The sequence below is a fragment of the Ramlibacter sp. AN1133 genome, from assembly GCF_037890035.1.
Classification (GTDB): domain Bacteria; phylum Pseudomonadota; class Gammaproteobacteria; order Burkholderiales; family Burkholderiaceae_C; genus Ramlibacter.
This window is the reverse complement of sequence record NZ_JBBKTQ010000001.1, coordinates 208269-226537: the sequence shown is the minus strand read 5'-3', so window position 1 is coordinate 226537 and position 18269 is coordinate 208269. Positions and strand designations below refer to the sequence as shown.

Here is an 18269-nt window from a genome sequence, read left to right as displayed (position 1 = left end):
TGCTGCTGGCGCCCGCGCGACGCGCCCGCGGCCCGCGCCCGGTTGACGTGCATCAACGGGCCCCGCAAGGCCAGGCGCATGCTGCGTCCATCATGTCCATTCCTGGCACGGAAGGACCCCGGCTCGCCGTCATCGTGGACCAGTTCTTCGATGGCGATCGCCTGTATCGCGAGCGCCGGACCCTGCGCGTGATCGAGGGCCGGATCGACAGCGTGACGCCCGGCGACCACACGGACGCCCTGGCCGCGGAAGGCTGGACGATCGAGCGCGGCGGCTTCCTGATGCCGGGGATGGTGGACGCGCACGTGCACCTGTTCCTCGATGGCGCCTGCACCGATTCCGCGCAGCGGGCCGCCCACCTCAAGCGCCCCGTCGAGCAACTCACCGAAGGAGCGCGCGTGCATGCACGCGAGGCGCGGGCCTGGGGCGTCACGCTGCTGCGCGATGCCGGGGACCGGCACGGCATCAACCACCAGATCCGCCGTGAGGCCGCACCCGCCGGCAGCGGCATGGCGCGCGTGCGCTCCGTCGGCCGCGGGATCCGGCGCGCGCACGGCTACGGCGCCTTCATGGCGGCCGATGCCGGCGACGGGGTCGCCCTGCCGACGCTGGTGGAGCAGCTCGCGCGCAGCAACGACGAGATCAAGCTGGTGCTGACCGGCATCGTCGATTTCGAGGCCGGCGACGCGGCCGACGCGCCGCAGTTCACGCACACCGAAGCGGCCCTGGTGGTGCAGGCCGCGCACCGCTGCGGCCGCAAGGTGATGGCGCACTGCAGCGGCCCGCGGGGGCTGGACATCGCGCTGGCGGCCGGCGTCGACTCGGTGGAGCACGGCTACTTCGTGGACCGCGCGATGCTCTCGCGCATGCGCGACCACGACGTGGCGTGGACGCCGACCTTCTGCCCCGTGCACTTCCAGTGGGCGCACCCCGGGGTGGCGCGCTGGCCGGCCGCCACCGTCGACAGCATGCGGCGCGCGCTGGACGCCCACGCCGAACACCTGCGCGTGGCCTGCGAGCTCGGCGTGCGCGTGCTGGTGGGCACGGACGCGGGCTGCATGGGCGTGCAGCATGGCCGCTCGGTGCTGGAGGAGATGTGGCACTTCCTCGATGCGGGCATGCCGCTGGAGGCGGTGCTGCGCGCCGCCACCGGCACGCCGCGCCGCCACTTCGGCGCGGCCCACTCCCGGCTCGTGCCGGGCGCGCCGTTCGAGGCCGCGCTGTTCCAGGCGCCGCCCTTCGCCGATGCGCGCGGGCTGAACCGGCCGCACCGGGTGTGGGTCGGTCCCTGAGCGGCTTGCGCTAGTCCCCGATCCGGCAGCGGAACAGCTTCAGCGAGCGCGGCGGCAGGAAGGTGTGGGTGCCGCAGGGGCAGGTTTCGGACGCCTCGTCGTTGCTGGTGTCCACCAGCAGTTCCCAGTCCTTGCAGCCCCCCACCTGCGGCAGCTGGAAGTCCAGCGGCTGCGGCGACGCGGACAGCACCAGCAGCAGGTGGTCGTCGCGCAGCATCCGGCCCTGGCGGTCCGTTTCCGTGAGGCCGTTGCCGGCGAGGAACATCGCGAGCGACTGCGTGTGCGCGTTGCCCCAGTCCTCGTCGCTCATCACCTGGCCATCGTGGCGGAACCACATGATGTCGCGGATCTCCGTGCCGCGGATCGGCCGGCCCGAGAAGAACTTCTGCCGGTGCAGCGCGGGGTGTTCCCGCCGCAGGCCGATCAGCCGCCGCGTGAACGCGAGCAGGCTTTCGTCCTGGTGCGCCCAGTCGTACCAGCTCAGGCCGTTGTCCTGGCAGTAGGCGTTGTTGTTGCCGTCCTGCGTGCGGCCGATCTCGTCGCCGCCGCACAGCATGGGCGTGCCCTGGGACAGCAGCAGCGTGGCCAGCAGGTTGCGCTGCTGGCGCGCGCGCAGCGCGTTCACCTCGGCGTCGTCGGTGGGCCCTTCGGCGCCGCAGTTCCACGACTTGTTGTCGTTGTGGCCGTCCTGGTTGTTCTCGCCGTTGGCCTCGTTGTGCTTGTCGTTGTAGCTCACCGTGTCGCGCAGCGTGAAGCCGTCGTGCGCGGTGATGAAGTTGATGCTGGCCGAGGGCTTGCGGCCGTCGTGCTGGTACAGGTCGCTGGAGCCGGTGAGCCGGTAGCCGAGGTCGCCGGCGAGGCCGCCGTCGCCCTTCCAGAAGGCGCGGATCGCGTCGCGGTAGATGCCGTTCCACTCGGCCCACTTCACCGGGAAGTTGCCGACCTGGTAGCCGCCTTCGCCCACGTCCCACGGCTCCGCGATCATCTTGACCTGGTTGAGCACCGGGTCCTGATGGATGATGGTGAAGAAGCCGGAGAGCTGGTCCACCTCGTGCAGGCCGCGCGCGAGCGTGCTGGCCAGGTCGAAGCGGAAGCCGTCCACGTGCATCTCCTGCACCCAGTAGCGCAGCGAATCCATGATCAGCTGCAGCGTCTGCGGGTGCCGCACGTTGAGCGTGTTGCCGGTGCCGGTGTAGTCGAAGTAGTGCCGCGGGCTGTCCGGCACCAGCCGGTAGTAGGTGGGGTTGTCGATGCCCTTGAAGCTCAGCGTCGGGCCCATGTGGTTGCCCTCGGCGGTGTGGTTGTAGACCACGTCGAGGATCACCTCCAGGCCGGCGCCGTGCAGCGCCTTGACCATCTCCTTGAACTCGCGGATCGCCCCCAGCACGTCGCCCCGGCGGAAGCCGGCGCTGTAGCGCAGTTCCGGCGCGAAGAAGCTGAGGGTGGAGTAGCCCCAGTAGTTGGTGAGGCCCTTGGCCACGAGGAAGGAGTCGTCCAGGTGCGCGTGCACCGGCATCAGCTCGATGGCGGTGACGCCCAGTTCCTTCAGGTAGGCGAGCATCGCCGGGTGCGCCATGCCGGCATAGGTGCCGCGCAGCTCCTCCGGGATGTCCGGATGCGTCATGGTCAGGCCCTTGACGTGCACCTCGTACAGCACCGTCTGGTGCAGCGGCACGTTGGGCGCGCGGTCGCCGCTCCAGTCGAAGCGCGGGTCGATCACCACGCCCAGGGGAACGCCGCGCACGTCCTCTTCCACCTTGGCGTGGTCTTCCGCCGGGTCGCCGGTGCGGTAGGCGAACAGGCCGCGTTCGGGGTTTTCCAGGCCGTCGAGCGCCTTGGCATACGGGTCCAGCAGGACCACGCCGGGATTGAAGCGCAGCCCCTTGTCGGGCTCGTAGGGGCCGTGCACGCGGTAGCCGTAGCGTTGGCCCGGCGCGAGGCCGGGGATGTAGCCGTGCCAGACGAAGGCCTCGCACTCGCGCAGGCGGATGCGCGTTTCCTGGCCGTGCTCGTCGAACAGGCACAGCTCCACCTTCTGCGCGTTCTCGGAGTAGAGGGCGAAGTTGACGCCCTCGCCGTCCCAGGTGGCGCCCAGCGGATACGGTTCGCCGGGACAGAGCTGCAGTTTGGCTTCGTCGGTGTTCGTGTCGCCCATCACGCATCATGTGGCGACGACACCCCCCGTGGCCTGTAGGAACAGTTCGACGCCTGGGCTGGCGGGTCAGCCATTCGTCGGGTCAGGCGGCTTCATCGCTGCGCCGCCGGTGCCTGGCCGACGGCTCACTCCGCCTTCACGCCCGCTTCCCGGATCAGCCGGCCCTTGAGCTCGTAGTCCTTGCGCTGCGCGGCCGCCAGTTCGGCCGGGCCGCCGGCCACCACGACGAGGCCCGACTGCGTCAGCTTGGCGTGCACCTCGGGGTCGCGCAGCGCCTTCAGGATCTCGTCGGACAGCCTGCGCGCGATGGGCTCCGGCAGGTGGGCGGGCCCGAAGAAGGCGAGCCAGGACGGCATCTCGAAGCCTTCCAGCGTCTCGGCCACCGTGGGCACGTTCGGCAGGCCCTCGTAGCGCGTCGCGCCGGTGACGGCGATGGCACGCACGCGGCCGGACTGGATGTGCGGGATCACGGTGATCGCGCTGGCGAACAGCATCGGGATCTGGCCGCCCATCACGTCGTTGAGCGCGGGCGCGCCGCCCTTGTACGGCACGTGCACGAAGGGCGCGCCGGTGCGGGCGCGCAGCAGCTCGCCGGCCAGGTGGTGCGGCGAGCCGGTCCCCGAGGAACCGTAGCCGCCCTTGCCGGGCGTGGCCTTCACGTACGCGATCAGATCGGTGAGGTTGCTGGCGGGCACCGAAGGGTGCACCACCAATACGATCGGGTTCATGGCCGCGAGCGCCAGCGGCGTGAAGTCGCGCAGCGGCTGGATCGTGGGATTGGCGATCAGGTGGACGTTCGACGCGTGCGTGGCATCGGTGCCGAGGCCGAAGGTGTAGCCGTCGGCGGGGGCCTTGGCCACGAGCTCGGTGCCGATCATGCCGCTGGCGCCGGCGCGGTTGTCCACCACCACGGTCTGGCCGAGGGCCGCTGCGACCTTCTGCGCGACGACGCGGCCCAGGGTGTCGGTGGACGCTCCGGGCGGGTAAGGCACGACCAGCTTGATCGTCTTGTCGGGCCAGGCTTGCGCGCGGGCGAGGCCCGTGGCGGCAAGGGCGAGGGCGGCCAGGGCCTGATTGGCGGCGCGTCTTTGCATGGGGCTTGCTCTCCAGGGTGCGACGCGGCGGATTCTGGCCGTGCCGGCTGCGCGCCGAAAGGGCAATTACCCGCTGTTTGTCATACTGCGCGGATGCCCTTCAAGCAGTTCCTGGTCGACGAATTCCGCCAGCTGGCGAGCGTCAACGCCAGCGACCGGCCCTGGGAAATGCCGGTGGCCGCGGCGCTGGCCAGCGGCCTGCCGATCTTCATCGGCGCGGCCTTCGGCGAGCTGGGGCTCGGGCTGGTCGCCTCCGTGGGCGGGCTGGTGTTCCTGCACCTTCCCGCCACCCGCCTGCCGCACCGCATGGCCTGGCTGATGGCCTGCGCGTTCGGCATGACCGGCAGCTATGCGATGGGCCTGGTGGGCCACCTCTATCCGCCCCTGCTCGTGCCGCTGCTGGTGATCATCGCGATCGTGGTGACGATGGTCTGCCGCTTCTACGCGGCGCCGCCGCCCGGCAGCCTGTTCTTCGTGATGGCCGCGGCCATCGGCGCGTACACGCCGGCGCACGGGCGGGATGCGCTGGTGCAGGTGGGCGCGCTGGCGCTCGGCACCGTGCTCGCGGTGGCCATTGCCTTCCTCTACAGCCTGCACATCGTGAGCCGGCGCGGCGTGCCCGCGCCGAGCGCCCCGCCCGACCCGGAGTTCGATTTCGTCGTGGTCGATTCGGTCGTGATCGGCGCGTTCGTGGGGCTGTCCCTGCTGGCCGCGCAGGCGCTGCAGCTGGATCGGCCGTACTGGGTGCCGGTGAGTTGCCTGGCGATCATCCAGGGCGCCTCGCTGCGCGCGGCGTGGTCGCGGCAGCTGCAGCGCATCGTCGGCACCGCGCTGGGGCTGCTGGTGTTCCTCGCGATCGCGCAGCTGCCGCTGGATGCCTGGGGCGTGGCCTGCGTGCTGACCGTGCTCACGCTGGTCATCGAGACGCTGGTGGTGCGGCATTACGGGCTGGCGACGGTCTTCATCACGCCGCTGACCATCCTGCTGGCCGAGGCGGCGCAGGGACCGGCGATGGCGCCGCAGCGGATCATGCAGGCGCGGCTGGTGGACACGATCGTGGGGGCCACCATCGGTCTCGCGGGGGCGGCGTGCCTGCACAGCCCGCGCTTGCGGGCCGTGCTGGGGGCGGGGTTGCGAAGGATGCTGCCGGGGGCTTAGGGCGCCACGACAAAAGGCCGCCAGCGCGTGCTGGCGGCCTTCTCGTATTGGTGCCGGAGAGAGGAATCGAACCCCCGACCTTCTCATTACGAATGAGCTGCTCTACCGACTGAGCTACTCCGGCGCAAGCCCGCGATTATAGCGGGATTCCCGGGGCCTTCCCCGGATGGACGCGCTGCGGGCCGCTCCCCAGCATCCGGTTGCAATGGCGCGTTCTGCTTCGGTGCGCGGCGTGATCTTTCTCAAAGTGGAGTGATTTCCTTCTGGTCCCAATGGGGCCTGGGAATACCACAAGGAGGAAATCATGGGTCCGATGCTGCGCGGCACTTCTGCCGCCGTTGTCGCAATGTTGGCGCTGGCCGGTTGCCAGGGCCTGGGGATGGGGCAGGGCGGGGCGCCCGACACGCTCGTCGCCGCGAAGGTGGCGGCCGCGCCCGACCTGAACCGCCTCGCCGCCGATGCCGCCTGGGCGAACGCCAGGCCCTTGACGGTGAAATTGAGCGGCGGCAGGAACCTGGTGGACGGCGAGACCACCGGCACGCTGAAGGCCGTCTACACGGCCGACATGCTGTACATGCTGGTGCAGTACAAGGATCCGACCAACTCGATCCGCCGCGCGCCCTTCCAGAAGCAGGCGGACGGCTCGTGGAAGCAGCTCGGCGACCCGAACGACAAGGGCGGCGACAACAACCTGGTGTACGAGGACAAGTGGGCCATGATCTGGCCGATCGACGAGTCCTCCATCAAGGGCTTCGAGCAGCAGGGCTGCGCCGTGTACTGCCACGAGGGCGAGACCAAGCCCTTCGGCAACAAGTACACCCGCAAGGAGGGCGAGATCGGCGACATGTGGCACATGAAGGGCATGCGCACCGGCGTCGTGGGCTATGTCGACGACCAGTACGTCGACCACACCCGCTACGACAAGGACAAGTCGCCCAACGCCGGCCGCAAGTCGGACCCGGGCCCGCAGGGCGGCGAGTACACCGCAATCAAGCTCGTCAACGGCAAGCCGGCCTTCATGAGCCGGGACGGCAAGGCTGCGAATGCCGGCGGCGCGTACTACGTGCGGCGCGGCGAGGAGGTGCCCTTCGTGGACAACTTCAAGCCCGGCGACGAGGTGGCGGGGCACATCAACAACCCGCAGACCGGCGACCGCGCGGACATCAAGGCCGTCAACAAGTGGGAGAACGGCGTGGTGACGACCGTCATCAGCCGCAAGCTGCAGACGGGCAGCAGGTACGACGTGCAGTTCGACCCGGCGAAGCGCTACCCGTTCGGGTTCGCGGTGTTCGACAACGCGCAGGTGCGGCATGCGACGCCGGACGATGCGCTGTTCATGGTGTTCGCGAAGTAGGAAGGGGAAAGAGCGGCTTCGCTGCCGCTCTCATCGACAGCCCTGGGTCCCCGCCTTCCGTGCGTTCGCACGACGACGCCGCCTTTCGGGCGGCTCGGTCGCGGGGACGACGGAGGGGGCGCGACGACGACTGGGCCTTACTTCGTGTGGTACGAGGTGACCCGCTCCACCTCGTTCTTCGAGCCGAGGATCACCGACACGCGCTCGTGCAGCTTCTTCGGCTGGATGTCGAGGATGCGCTGCCTGCCGTTGGTGGCGGCGCCGCCGGCCTGCTCCACGATCCAGCCCATGGGGTTGGCCTCGTACATCAGGCGCAGCTTGCCCGGCTTTTCCGGCTCGCGCTTGTCCCACGGGTACAGGAAGATGCCGCCGCGCGTCAGGATGCGGTGCACGTCGGCCACCATCGAGGCGACCCAGCGCATGTTGAAGTCCTTGCCGCGCGGGCCATCCCGGCCGGCCAGGCATTCGTCGATGTAGCGGCGCACCGGGGCGTCCCAGTGGCGCATGTTCGACATGTTGATCGCGAATTCCTTCGTGTCCTCCGGGATGCGGATGTCTTCCTGCGTCAGCACGAAGGAGCCCTGTTCGCGGTCGAGCGTGAACATCGCCACGCCGTCGCCCACGGTCAGCACCATGGTGGTCTGCGGGCCGTAGATGCAGTAGCCGGCAGCCACCTGCTTCGCACCGCTCTGCAGGAAATCCTGCTCGCTCACGCCGCTCTCGGGCCCACCGTTCTCGGGCTTCTTCAGGACGCTGAAGATGGTGCCGATGCTGACGTTCACCTCGATGTTCGAGGAGCCGTCGAGGGGATCGAACAGCAGCAGGTATTCGCCCTGCGGATAGCGGTTCGGCACCACGTAGATGCCTTCCATTTCCTCCGAGGCCATCGCCGCCAGGTGGCCGCCCCACTCGTTGGCCTCGATCAGCACCTCGTTGGCGATCACGTCCAGCTTCTTCTGCGCCTCGCCCTGCACGTTGTCGGTGCCGGCGGCCCCCAGGATCTCGCCGAGCGCGCCCTGGTTCACCGAGATGCTGATGCGCTTGCAGGCTCGGGCCACCACCTCGATCAGCAGGCGCAGCTCGGACGGGATGTGGCCGTGCACCCGCTGCTGCTCCACCAGGTAGCGGGTGAGGGAAATATGCGTCACTGGAATCTTCCTCCTCGGTCGTGATTGGACTTCAGTCGGCTAACGCGCGGCTGACCACCTCGCGCACGTCGTTGCTCAGGTCCGGCCTGGCGGCCACGCGGGCGATGGCTTCGCGCGCGGCGCTGCGCAGGGGCTCGGCCAGCTTGTTCCAGCGGTCCAGGGCGCGGGCCAGGCGGGCCGCCACCTGCGGATTGATCGCGTCCAGCTCCATCACGCGGTCGCTCCAGAACACGTAGCCGGCGGCGTCGCCGCGGTGGAAGCCGCCCGGGTTCGCGCTGCAATAGCTGAAGATCACGCTGCGCGCGCGGTTCGGGTTGCGGATGTTGAAGTCCGGATGCTGCATCAGCTGCCGCACCGTGGGCAGCACGTTGCCGCCGCGGTCCGGCGCGCCGGCCTGCAGGGCGAACCACTTGTCCAGCACCAGCGCCTCGTCCTTGAAGATCGCGTGGAAGCGCTGCAGGGCCGGCGCCGCCAGTTCGTGCCCGCTCATGACCAGGGCGGCCAGCGCGTTGAAGCGGTCCGTCATGTTCGAGGCGTCCTTGAAGCGCTGGTAGGCCTTGCCGGGCCACACCGTGTCGCGGCTGGCACGCGCGGCCAGGCACAGGTGCGACAGCGCCAGGCCGGCGAGGGCGCGGCGGCCGCTGGAGACCGGATCGGGACGGTAGGCGCCGCTCTCCTTGTGTGCCTCGTACGCCCATTCCCAGTCGGCGAACAGGGCGGTGGCGAGCTGCTCGCGCATCGCCTCGCGCACGGCGTGCACGCGCTGCGGATCCACCACGTCGAGCTGTTCGCCGACGTAGGTCTCGGCGGGCAGCGTCAGCACCAGGTCCTTGAACGCCGCATCGAGCTGCGGATCGCGCAGCACGCTGCGCATCGCCTCGATGTAGGCCGCATCGAGCTGCACCGGGCCGTCGCCGCGCACGAACGCCAGCGCACGGGCGGTGGCCAGGCGCTGGCCCGCTTCCCAGCGGTTGAACGGGTCGGCGTCGTGGGCCAGCAGCGTGAGCAGCTGGCGGTCGCTGTAGTCGTATTCCAGCACCACCGGCGCGCTGAAGCCGCGCAGCAGGGAGGGCACCGGCTCCTCGGGGTAGCCGGGGAAGGTGAGCGTCTCGCTCGCCTCGGTGAGCACATGCATGCCGCTGGTGAGTTCGCGCCCGTTCGCATCGAGCAGGCCCAGCCCGATCGGGATCACGAACGGCAGCTTGTCCGCCTGCCCCGGCGTGGGCTGGCAGGACTGCGACAGGCTCACGCTGTAGATGCCCGAGACGGCGTCGAATTGCGTCTGCACGCGCACGCGCGGCGTGCCGGCCTGGCTGTACCAGCGCTTGAACTGGTCCAGCCGCTGCGCGAACTGGGAATCCGGATTGGCGTCGGCGATGGCCTGGGCGAAGTCGTCGCAGGTGACGGCCTGGCCGTCGTGGCGCTGGAAGTAGAGGGTCAGGCCTTTGGCGAAGCCCTCGCGGCCCACCAGGGTCTGCATCATGCGCACGACCTCGGCGCCCTTCTCGTACACCGTGACCGTGTAGAAGTTGTTGATCTCCAGGTACTGGTCGGGGCGCACCGGGTGCGCCATCGGGCCGGCGTCCTCGGGGAACTGCGCGGTGCGCAGCACCCGCACGTCCTCGATGCGCTTGACCGCGCGCGCCGACGCGTCGCCTGCGAGGTCCTGGCTGAACTCCTGGTCGCGGAAGACCGTGAGGCCTTCCTTGAGCGAGAGCTGGAACCAGTCGCGGCAGGTCACGCGGTTGCCGGTCCAGTTGTGGAAGTACTCGTGCCCCACCACCGATTCGATGTTGGCGTAGTCGTTGTCGGTGGCGGTGGCCTGGTTGGCCAGGACGTACTTCGTGTTGAAGATGTTCAGGCCCTTGTTCTCCATCGCGCCCATGTTGAAGTCGCTGGTGGCGACGATCATGAAGCGTTCGAGGTCGAGCGGCAGGCCGAAGCGGGCTTCGTCCCAGGCCACGGAGGCCATCAGCGAGTTCATCGCATGCTCGGTCTTGTCCAGGTCGCCGGGGCGCACGTAGACCTGCAGCAGGTGGTCCTTGCCGCTGCGCGAGGTGATCCGCTGCTCGCGGCACACCAGCTGGCCGGCCACCAGCGCGAACAGGTAGCAGGGCTTGCGGTGGGGATCGACCCACCTGGCGAAGTGCCGGCCGTCCTCCAGGTCGCCGTGCTCCACCAGGTTGCCGTTGGACAGCAGCACCGGGTAGCGGCGCTTGTCGGCGCGCAGCGTGACGGTGTAGCTGGCCATCACGTCGGGGCGGTCGAGGAAGTAAGTGATGCGGCGGAAGCCCTCGGCCTCGCACTGGGTGAAGAAGGAGTCGTTGCTGACGTACAGGCCCATCAGCTTGGTGTTCTTCGCCGGCGCGCAGGTGGTGAAGATCTCCAGCTCGAAGGGCTCGTTGCCGTCCGGCAGGTGCTCCAGCACCAGCTGTCCGTCCTCCAACTTGAAGGAGGTGCCCTGGCCGCCCACCAGCACGCGGGCGAGGTTCAGTTCCTCGCCGTCCAGGCGCAGGGCCTGCGGCATCACGTCCGGGTTGCGGCGCACCCGCATGCGATTGAGCACGCGCGTCTTGGCCGGATCGAGGTCGAAGCACAGCTCCACGGAGTCGATCCAGAAGGCCGGCGGCTGGTAGTCCGCGCGGTAGATCACCTTGGATGTTCCTTCACGCATGGAGTGTCTCCAGAAAGTTCTTTTTCATGAGTTCTTGGTGTTTCCGGGCCTGCGCTTCGTGCGCGAAGGCGCGGACGCCATCACACGCCCTGCTTCAGGCTGGCTTCGATGAACGCGTCCAGGTCGCCATCCAGCACCTTCTGCGTGGCGGAGATTTCCACCCCCGTGCGCAGGTCCTTGATGCGGCTGTTGTCCAGCACGTAGCTGCGGATCTGGTGGCCCCAGCCGACGTCCGTCTTGGAGTCCTCCAGCTTCTGCTGCGCCTCCATGCGCTTGCGCATCTCGAAGTCGTACAGGCGCGAGCGCAGCCGCCGCCAGGCGACGTCGCGGTTGCTGTGCTGGCTGCGGCTGTCCTGGCACTGCACCACGATGCCCGTCGGCACGTGCGTCAGGCGCACCGCGGAGTCGGTCTTGTTGATGTGCTGGCCGCCGGCGCCCGAGGCGCGGAAGGTGTCCGTGCGCACGTCCGCCGGGTTGATGTCGATCTCGATCGAGTCGTCGACTTCGGGGTAGACGAACACGCTGGCGAAGCTGGTGTGGCGGCCGCCCGAGGAGTCGAACGGCGACTTGCGCACCAGGCGGTGCACGCCCGTTTCGGTGCGCAGCAGGCCGAAGGCGTAATCGCCCTCGATCTTGAGCGTGGCGCTCTTGATGCCCGCGACGTCGCCCGGCGTCTCGTCCTCGATCGTGTACTTGAAGCCCTTGCGTTCGGCGTACTTGATGTACTGCCGCATCAGCATCGAGGCCCAGTCGCACGCCTCGGTGCCGCCGGCGCCGGCCTGCAGGTCGAGGAAGCAGTTGCTCGGGTCCGCCGGCTGGTTGAACATGCGGCGGAACTCGAGGCCCTTGACGACCTCCTCGAGCTTGCCGGTCTCGGCTTCGATGGTGTGGAGGCCGGCCTCGTCGCCTTCCTCCTTGCTCATCTCGAACAGCTCGAGGTTGTCCGCCAGCTCACGCTGCAGGTCGTGCAGGGTCACGACGATGCCATCGAGCTGCTTCTTCTCCCGGCCCAGTTCCTGGGCCTTCTTCGGATCGTTCCAGACGGCGGGGTCTTCGAGGGCGGCGTTGACGGTCCTCAGGCGCTCGGATTTGGCATCGAAGTCAAAGATACCTCCGGAGATCCTCGGTGCGCGCCTGCAGGTCCTGCAGGGTCGTGCCGATGAGGTTCATGCGTTCTGCGTCCATTTTCAATCCTTTGATCGCTGGGGTTCCTGCGCTTCGCGCGTCACCGCCAGCCTGTGATGCGGGCCCGCCGTTCGAGCGGGAAACCGGCGATTTTCTCACGCCGCCTGCCGGGCAGTCAGCGGCAGGGAAAGCACGAACTCGGCGCCTTCGCCGTGCGCGCTGCGCACCTCCAGCCGGCCCTGGTGGGCCTGGGCGATCTGGCGGGCGATGTAGAGGCCCAGGCCGAGGCCCGGCACGTCGTTGGTTCCTTCGGCGCGTTCGAACTGTTCGAAGATGCGCTCCTGGTCCTCGGCGGCGATGCCCATGCCCTGGTCGCGCACCGAGACGAAGGCTTCCGGCTCCTGCTCGCGCAGGCCCACCGTCACGGCAACCGGCTTGCCCTGGCCGTAGCGCAGCGCGTTGGTCAGCAGGTTGGTGATCACCTGCTCGACGCGGAATTCGTCGCCCACGAGCGGCAGGCTCTCCGGCGCGGCCAGGGTGATCGTGATGGCGTCGTTGGCGGCCTGGTCGCGGATCGCGTCGACCACTTCGCGTGCGGACTGCGCCAGGTCGAAGGGCGCCGGCACCATCGCCAGGCGGCCGGTGCGCGCACGCGACACGTCCAGCATGTCGTCGAGTAGCCGCACCATGCTGCGGATCTGGCGCTCGTCGCGCTCCACCATGCTCAGCATCTTCTGCGGATCCGGCGGGATGGCCGCCGAGAGCATGCGGCGGCGCAGCTGCGCCTGCAGGTACACCGAGTTGAGCGGGTTGCGCAGCTCGTGCGCGATCATCGACATGAAGTCGTCGCGCATGCTCACGGCGCGCTGCAGGTCGGCCTTGGCGGCCTGCAGCTCCTGCCGCTGGCGGAACAGCTCCACGAACACGTTGACCTTGCTGCGCACCGCGATCGGGTCGAGCGGCTTGTGGAGGAAGTCGACCGCGCCGCTTTCGTAGCCGCGGAAGGCGTAGTTCAGCTCGCGGCCGGCGGCGCTCACGAACACGATCGGGATGTTGCGGGTGCGCTCGGTGCCGCGCATCAGCTCGGCCAGCTCGAAGCCGTTCATGGACGGCATCTGCACGTCCAGGATGGCCAGGGCGAACGGGTGCTCGATCATCAGCGAGAGGGCCTGCTCGCCGGAGCGCGCGCTGAAGATGCGGCGCCCGGGCTGGCGGATCAGTGCCTCCAGCGCGACGAGGTTTTCCTGCAGGTCGTCGACCAGCAGGACGTTGACATCGGGGGAGGAATCGGTCATTTAGCGTACGACAGTGTGCAGCAGGGCGCGCAGGCCCGCCAGCGGCAGCACGAAATCGGGTTCCGCGAGCCGCAGCCCGGCGGCCGGCATGGTCGCGTGCGCGGCCTCGTCCGGGTCCTGCACGGCGGTGAGTCCGCCGGCGGCGTGGATGCGGGCCAGCCCCTCGGCGCCGTCCTCGTTGGCGCCCGTCAGCAGCATGGCGGCCAGGCCATCGCCGATCGCCTCGGCGCAGGATTCGAACAGCACGTCGATCGAGGGGCGCGAGAACAGCACGGGCGGATCGCAGCTCAGCGAGAAGCTGCGGTCCGCCTCCACCAGCAGGTGGTAGCCGGGCGGCGCGAAGTAGATGCGGCCGGGCTCCACCGGTCCGTGCGGGCGCGCCTCCTCGACGGGCAGGCGCAGGCGCATGCCGAACACGTCCACCAGCCGGCTTTCCTGGCCCTCGGGCAGGTGCAGCACGATGACCACGCTGGCGCGCAGCGGCGGCGCCAGCCCGTCGAACAGGGCCAGCAGCGCGTCCACGCCGCCGGCGGACGCGCCGATCGCCACCATCTCCGCGGCGAAGGCGAAATCGGCGGGCAGGTCGTGCTTCATCCCGGGTCCGGCAGGCGCCGGTACAGGCGTTCCGGGCGGCTCACCGGCTCGAAGCGCTCGGCGTAGGCGGAGAAGTCCAGCGTCTCCTTGGAGCCCAGTCCGAGGAAGCCGCGGTGGGCCAGCGACTCGTGGAACAGGCCCAGGGCGCGGTCCTGCAGGGCGCGGTTGAAGTAGATCAGCACGTTGCGGCAGGAGACGAAGTGCGTCTCCGCGAAGACCGCGTCGGTGGCCAGGCTGTGGTCGGCGAAGGTGATGGCGTCGCGCAGCGACTTGTCCATCAGGGCGCCGCCGTAGGCCGCCGTGTAGTACTCGCCGAAGCTGCGGTGGCCGCCGGCGCGCTGGTAATTGCGCGTGAAGCCCTGCATGGCCCCGAGGTCGAAGATGCCCTTGCGGGCCTTCTCCAGCGACGCATGGTTGATGTCCGTGGCGTAGAGGATCGTGCGCTCCAGCAGGCCCTCCTCGTGCAGCAGGATGGCCATCGAATACGCTTCCTCGCCCGTGCTGCAGCCGGCCACCCAGACCTTGAGCGAGGGATAGGTGCCCAGCACCGGCAGCACGTGCTGCCGGATCGCGAGGAAGTAGGGCGGGTCGCGGAACATCTCGCTCACGGGGACTGTCAGGTACTGCAGCAGCTCGGCGAACTGCCGAGGGTCGTGCAGGATGCGCTCCTGCAGCGCGGAGATCGACGCCGCTCCCATGCGCTGCAGCGCCTGGCCCACCCGGCGCTTGATCGAAGCCTGCGCGTAGTCGCGGAAATCGTGCCCGTAGCGCAGGTAGACGGCCTCGATCAGCAGCCGCAGCTCGATGTCGGCGACCGCCGCCATCACACCCGCTCCAGCTTGGGCATCCACACGCGCAGCAGCGAGAACAGGCGCTCCAGTTCCACCGGCTTGGCCAGGTAGTCGTTGGCGCCGGCGGCCAGGCAACGCTCCTGGTCCTCCTTCATCGCCTTGGCGGTCACGGCGATGATCGGCAGCTTCTGCCAGCGCGGGTTCTTGCGGATCTCGCGGGTGGCCGTGAGGCCGTCCATCTCCGGCATCATGATGTCCATCAGCACGAGGTCGATGCCGTCCGGGTCCTCCTCCAGCTTGCGCAGCGCCTCCACGCCATTGCGCGCCACTTCGACCTCCGCGCCCTTGTGCTCCAGCGCGCTGGTCAGGGCGAAGATGTTGCGCATGTCGTCGTCCACCACCAGGATGCGGCGCGCCTCGAAGGCCTTGTCGCGGCTGCGCGCCGTGCGCAGCATCTTCTGCCGCTCCGAGGACAGCTGGGTCTCCACCTTGTGCAGGAACAGTGTCACTTCGTCGAGCAGGCGCTCGGGCGAGCGCGCGCCCTTGATGATGATGGAGCGCGAGTAGCGCATCAGCTCCGCTTCCTCGTCGCGGGTGAGGTTGCGCCCGGTGTAGACGATCACCGGCGGGAACGAGCGGCTCTCGCCCGCCGCCATGCGGTGCAGCAGCTCCTGCCCGGTCATGTCCGGCAGCTTCAGGTCGATGATCATGCAGTCGAACACGGAGTCGGCCAGCGCCCGCAGCGCCTGCGCGCCTTCGGACACGGCGACGATCTCGATGTCGGTGTCGCCGATCAACGCCTTGACGCTCTCCTGCTGGCGCAGGTCGTCCTCCACCAGCAGCACCCGCTTGAGCTTCTGGCTCAGCTTGGCTTCGAGTCGCGAGAACACGTCCTTCAGTTGCTCGCGCGTGGCCGGCTTGCGCGCATAGCCGATCGCGCCCAGCTGCAGCGCGGGCTCGGCCTGGTCCTGCGCGGACAGCACGTGCACCGGCACGTGCCGCGTGCGCGGGTTCTCCTTCAGGTGCTGCAGCACCGACAGGCCCGAGTCGTCCGGCAGGCGCATGTCCAGCAGCACCGCGTCGGGCGCGTGTTCGGCGGCGAGGCGGCAGCCTTCGTCGGCGTGGTGCGCCACCAGGCAGCGGTAGCCCAGCTCGTGCGCCAGGTCGAACAGGATGGCGGCGAAGCTCTCGTCGTCCTCCACCACCAGCACCGTGCGGCGGCCGTTGGCCGGATGCTCGCGGTCGTCGGGGAACACGGGCGCCGCGGGAACGCGGGCGGGCGCCGGCGTGGCAGGGGGAGGGGGTGCGGCGCGCGCGGTCGAACCAGCCGAGGCGGCGGGCGGCGCGATGCTGAGCGGCGGCTGTGCCAGCGCGGGCCGGTATTCGAGCGGCAGCGTCACGGTGAACGTGCTGCCCTCGCCGGGCGCGCTGGCCACGGTGATGTCGCCCCCCAGCAGCCGCGCGAGATCGCGCGAGATCGACAGGCCCAGCCCGGTGCCGCCGTACTTGCGGCTGGTGGTGCCGTCCGCCTGGCGGAAGGCTTCGAAGATCGCCTGGTGCTGACCAGCGTCGATGCCGATGCCGCTGTCGCGCACCTCGAAGGCGGCGGCGCCCGCACCGTCGGCGCGCACCCGCAGGGCCACGCTGCCACGCTCCGTGAACTTGACGGCGTTGGACAGCAGGTTGCGCAGGATCTGCTCCAGCCGCTGGCGGTCGGTGTGCAGGCTGCGCGGCGCGTCCGGAGCCACGTCGACGGCCAGCTGCAGGCCCTTGCGCGCGGCCAGCGGCTCGAACATCGTCTTCAGCCCCTCGCACACGGACGCCAGCGGCGTGACCTCCGGCCGCACTTCCAGCTTGCCCGCCTCCACCTTCGCGATGTCGAGGATGTCGTTGATCAGGTTCAGCAGGTCGTTGCCGGAGGTGTGGATCGACTCGGCGAACTTCACCTGTTCGTCGGTGAGGTTGCCCTGCGGGTTGTCGGCCAGCAGCCGCGCGAGGATCAGCGAGCTGTTCAGGGGCGTGCGCAGCTCGTGCGACATGTTGGCGAGGAATTCGGACTTGTAGCTGCTCGCGCGCTGCAGCTCCGCGGCCCGCTCCTGCAGCGCGGCCTGCGCTTCGCGCAGCTGGTCGCGCTGCGTTTCCAGCCGCAGCGCCTGTTCCGCCAGTTGCGCGTTGGTCTGTTCCAGCTCCGCCTGCTGGCTTTCCAGGTGCGCCTGCGATTCCTGCAGCGCCTTCGACTGCTCCTCCAGTTCCTCGTTGGCCGTGCGCAGTTCCTCCTGCTGCACCTGCAGTTCCTCGTTGAGCTGCTGGGTGCGCGAGAGCGCTTCCTGCAGCCGCTGGCGGTAGCGCGCCGACTCGATGGAGGCGCCGAGGATGCTGCCGATGGCCCCCACCAGCTCGCCGTCGCGGGCTTCCAGCGCCCGCATCCAGCCCAGCTCCAGCACGCCGGCCAGCCGGCCCTCGTGCTGCACCGGCGCCAGCAGCACCGAGCGCACGGTCGTCTCGCCCAGGCCCGAGCTCACGCGCAGGTAGCCGGGGGGCAGGTCGGCCAGCGCAATATGGGAGCGCTGGGCCGCGCATTCGGACACCAGGGTGCGGCCTTCGGGCAGCCAGTCGCCCACGTCGGCGCCCTGCGCCGGCCAGCCCCAGGTGGCCGCGATGCGCAGGCCGCCCGGCTCCGGGGTGTAGAGCGCGCCCACCACGCTGCCCAGGTAATCTGAGAGCGCCTGCAGCGCGCCGTGGCCGACGGCGCGCAGTTCCTGTTCGCCGGCGAGGCGCTCGGTCAGGCGCGACTGGCCCTCGCGCAGCCAGGCCTGTGCCTGCAGCGCCTCGGCCTGCCGGTGCTGCTCCTGCAGGACGGTCTCGTAGGTCGAAGACAGTCCGAGCAGTTCGCGCCGGCCGCGCCAGGCCAGGAAGCCGCCCGTGCCCAGCATGAACAGCACGAAGGCCGCGGCCGTGACGGTGGCATTGCGGTTGGCGGCCGCTATGTGCTCGGCCCGGGCGCGCCGCTCGACGCGGAACAATTCGTCGAATTCGGCGCGGACCTTGTCCTTGAGCTCCCGGCCCTCGGTCACGGAGGCCTCCGCCTCGGGGTCGACGCGCTTCTTCGCCATGCGGTCCTGCGCGTAGCGTTCCCATTCCGCCTGCAGCGCGGTGATGCGGTCCAGGCGCTCGCGCTGGCGGGGGTTGTCGGCGAGGGCCCGGCGCAGCTGCTGCATCTCCGGCGCCAGCAGGCCGGCGGCCCGGTCATGCTGCTGCAGGAAGCGCGGATCCTGGTTCAGGAGGTACCCGCGCACGCCCGATTCCATGTCGAGGTCGTAGCTCTGGGCGGCCGAGGCATGGGTCAGGAGTTCGTCGCTGGCCTGGACGTCGCCGATCACGTTGGCGAGGTACGCCAGCAGCGACAGGAACACGAGCGCGCTCGCCACGCCCAGCGCGAGCGGCAGGGCGACGTTGCGCGTCAGGATGCGGCGGAAGGTGGCGGGGGCGTTGGGGCTGGTGAAGGGCATGGCCGTGCCGTCGGGGCAACGGGCCAGTGTGCCGGAAAGCCGCTCGTCCGTGGGGCCGGCGCCGGAATGGAAGACGGGGC

The 18269-nt window shown here is 69.6% G+C and carries 12 protein-coding genes and 1 tRNA gene; 3 read left to right on the top strand and 10 right to left on the bottom strand.

Features of this window, described 5'->3' with window-relative positions:
• Positions 1 to 92: 92 nt before the first annotated feature.
• Positions 93 to 1292, top strand: coding sequence for an amidohydrolase family protein (locus WG923_RS01020; protein ID WP_340349048.1), 1200 nt, complete (start codon positions 93 to 95; stop codon positions 1290 to 1292).
• 10 nt (positions 1293 to 1302) lie between these two features.
• Here WG923_RS01020 and glgX read toward each other — a convergent pair whose 3' ends face one another.
• Positions 1303 to 3447 carry a glycogen debranching protein GlgX gene (gene glgX / locus WG923_RS01015; protein ID WP_340349047.1) on the bottom strand — a complete coding sequence of 715 codons (2145 nt, stop codon included), beginning with the start codon at positions 3445 to 3447 and terminating at the stop codon, positions 1303 to 1305.
• A gap of 125 nt (positions 3448 to 3572) precedes the next feature.
• On the bottom strand, positions 3573 to 4541 hold the full coding sequence (locus WG923_RS01010) for a Bug family tripartite tricarboxylate transporter substrate binding protein (RefSeq protein WP_340349046.1): 969 nt from the start codon (positions 4539 to 4541) through the stop codon (positions 3573 to 3575).
• 93 nt (positions 4542 to 4634) lie between these two features.
• Between WG923_RS01010 and WG923_RS01005 the strand changes: the two genes are divergently transcribed.
• On the top strand, positions 4635 to 5699 hold the full coding sequence (locus tag WG923_RS01005; RefSeq protein ID WP_340349045.1) for an FUSC family protein: 1065 nt from the start codon (positions 4635 to 4637) through the stop codon (positions 5697 to 5699).
• A 48-nt stretch (positions 5700 to 5747) separates the two neighbouring features.
• Here the strand turns inward: WG923_RS01005 and WG923_RS01000 are convergent.
• Positions 5748 to 5823, bottom strand: a tRNA-Thr gene (locus tag WG923_RS01000).
• A 180-nt stretch (positions 5824 to 6003) separates the two neighbouring features.
• Here WG923_RS01000 and WG923_RS00995 point away from each other — a divergent pair.
• Positions 6004 to 7053: an ethylbenzene dehydrogenase-related protein gene (locus WG923_RS00995; protein WP_340349044.1), complete on the top strand. Its 1050-nt coding sequence runs from the start codon at positions 6004 to 6006 to the stop codon at positions 7051 to 7053.
• A gap of 137 nt (positions 7054 to 7190) precedes the next feature.
• Here the strand turns inward: WG923_RS00995 and WG923_RS00990 are convergent, their stop codons facing one another.
• From WG923_RS00990 to WG923_RS00960, 7 genes are all read right to left on the bottom strand, one after another.
• Complete coding sequence (locus tag WG923_RS00990) at positions 7191 to 8201, bottom strand: class 1 fructose-bisphosphatase (protein WP_340349043.1); 1011 nt, start codon at positions 8199 to 8201, stop codon at positions 7191 to 7193.
• Between the two features lie 31 nt (positions 8202 to 8232).
• On the bottom strand, positions 8233 to 10875 hold the full coding sequence (gene pepN / locus WG923_RS00985) for an aminopeptidase N (RefSeq protein ID WP_340349042.1): 2643 nt from the start codon (positions 10873 to 10875) through the stop codon (positions 8233 to 8235).
• A gap of 80 nt (positions 10876 to 10955) precedes the next feature.
• Positions 10956 to 12060 (bottom strand): peptide chain release factor 2 gene (gene prfB / locus WG923_RS00980; protein WP_340349041.1). Its coding sequence is split into 2 segments (ribosomal slippage): positions 10956 to 11978 and positions 11980 to 12060, totalling 1104 coding nucleotides; the frame shifts between segments, so codons are not numbered across the junction.
• Between the two features lie 95 nt (positions 12061 to 12155).
• Positions 12156 to 13295, bottom strand: coding sequence for a hybrid sensor histidine kinase/response regulator (locus tag WG923_RS00975; RefSeq protein ID WP_340349040.1), 1140 nt, complete (start codon positions 13293 to 13295; stop codon positions 12156 to 12158).
• Entirely contained in the window at positions 13296 to 13889 is a 594-nt protein-coding gene (locus tag WG923_RS00970; RefSeq protein ID WP_340349039.1) for a chemotaxis protein CheB, read from the bottom strand. It lies immediately after the preceding gene.
• A complete protein-coding gene (locus tag WG923_RS00965) occupies positions 13886 to 14713 on the bottom strand; it encodes a CheR family methyltransferase (RefSeq protein WP_340349038.1) in 828 nt (275 codons plus the stop codon). The genes WG923_RS00970 and WG923_RS00965 overlap by 4 nt, the downstream gene beginning before the upstream one ends.
• On the bottom strand, positions 14713 to 18189 hold the full coding sequence (locus WG923_RS00960) for a response regulator (protein ID WP_340349037.1): 3477 nt from the start codon (positions 18187 to 18189) through the stop codon (positions 14713 to 14715). The genes WG923_RS00965 and WG923_RS00960 overlap by 1 nt, the downstream gene beginning before the upstream one ends.
• Positions 18190 to 18269 lie beyond the last annotated feature (80 nt).

Excerpts from the sequence above, each read along its gene's own strand:
- WG923_RS00970 (WP_340349039.1), bottom strand. The coding sequence starts at position 13,889 with ATGAAGCACGACCTGCCCGCCGATTTCGCCTTCGCCGCGGAGATGGTG.
- WG923_RS01020 (WP_340349048.1), top strand. The coding sequence starts at position 93 with ATGTCCATTCCTGGCACGGAAGGACCCCGGCTCGCCGTCATCGTGGAC.
- glgX (WP_340349047.1), bottom strand. The coding sequence starts at position 3,447 with ATGGGCGACACGAACACCGACGAAGCCAAACTGCAGCTCTGTCCCGGC.
- WG923_RS01010 (WP_340349046.1), bottom strand. The coding sequence starts at position 4,541 with ATGCAAAGACGCGCCGCCAATCAGGCCCTGGCCGCCCTCGCCCTTGCC.
- WG923_RS00975 (WP_340349040.1), bottom strand. The coding sequence starts at position 13,295 with ATGACCGATTCCTCCCCCGATGTCAACGTCCTGCTGGTCGACGACCTG.
- pepN (WP_340349042.1), bottom strand. The coding sequence starts at position 10,875 with ATGCGTGAAGGAACATCCAAGGTGATCTACCGCGCGGACTACCAGCCG.
- WG923_RS00995 (WP_340349044.1), top strand. The coding sequence starts at position 6,004 with ATGGGTCCGATGCTGCGCGGCACTTCTGCCGCCGTTGTCGCAATGTTG.
- WG923_RS01005 (WP_340349045.1), top strand. The coding sequence starts at position 4,635 with ATGCCCTTCAAGCAGTTCCTGGTCGACGAATTCCGCCAGCTGGCGAGC.
- WG923_RS00965 (WP_340349038.1), bottom strand. The coding sequence starts at position 14,713 with ATGGCGGCGGTCGCCGACATCGAGCTGCGGCTGCTGATCGAGGCCGTC.
- WG923_RS00960 (WP_340349037.1), bottom strand. The coding sequence starts at position 18,189 with ATGCCCTTCACCAGCCCCAACGCCCCCGCCACCTTCCGCCGCATCCTG.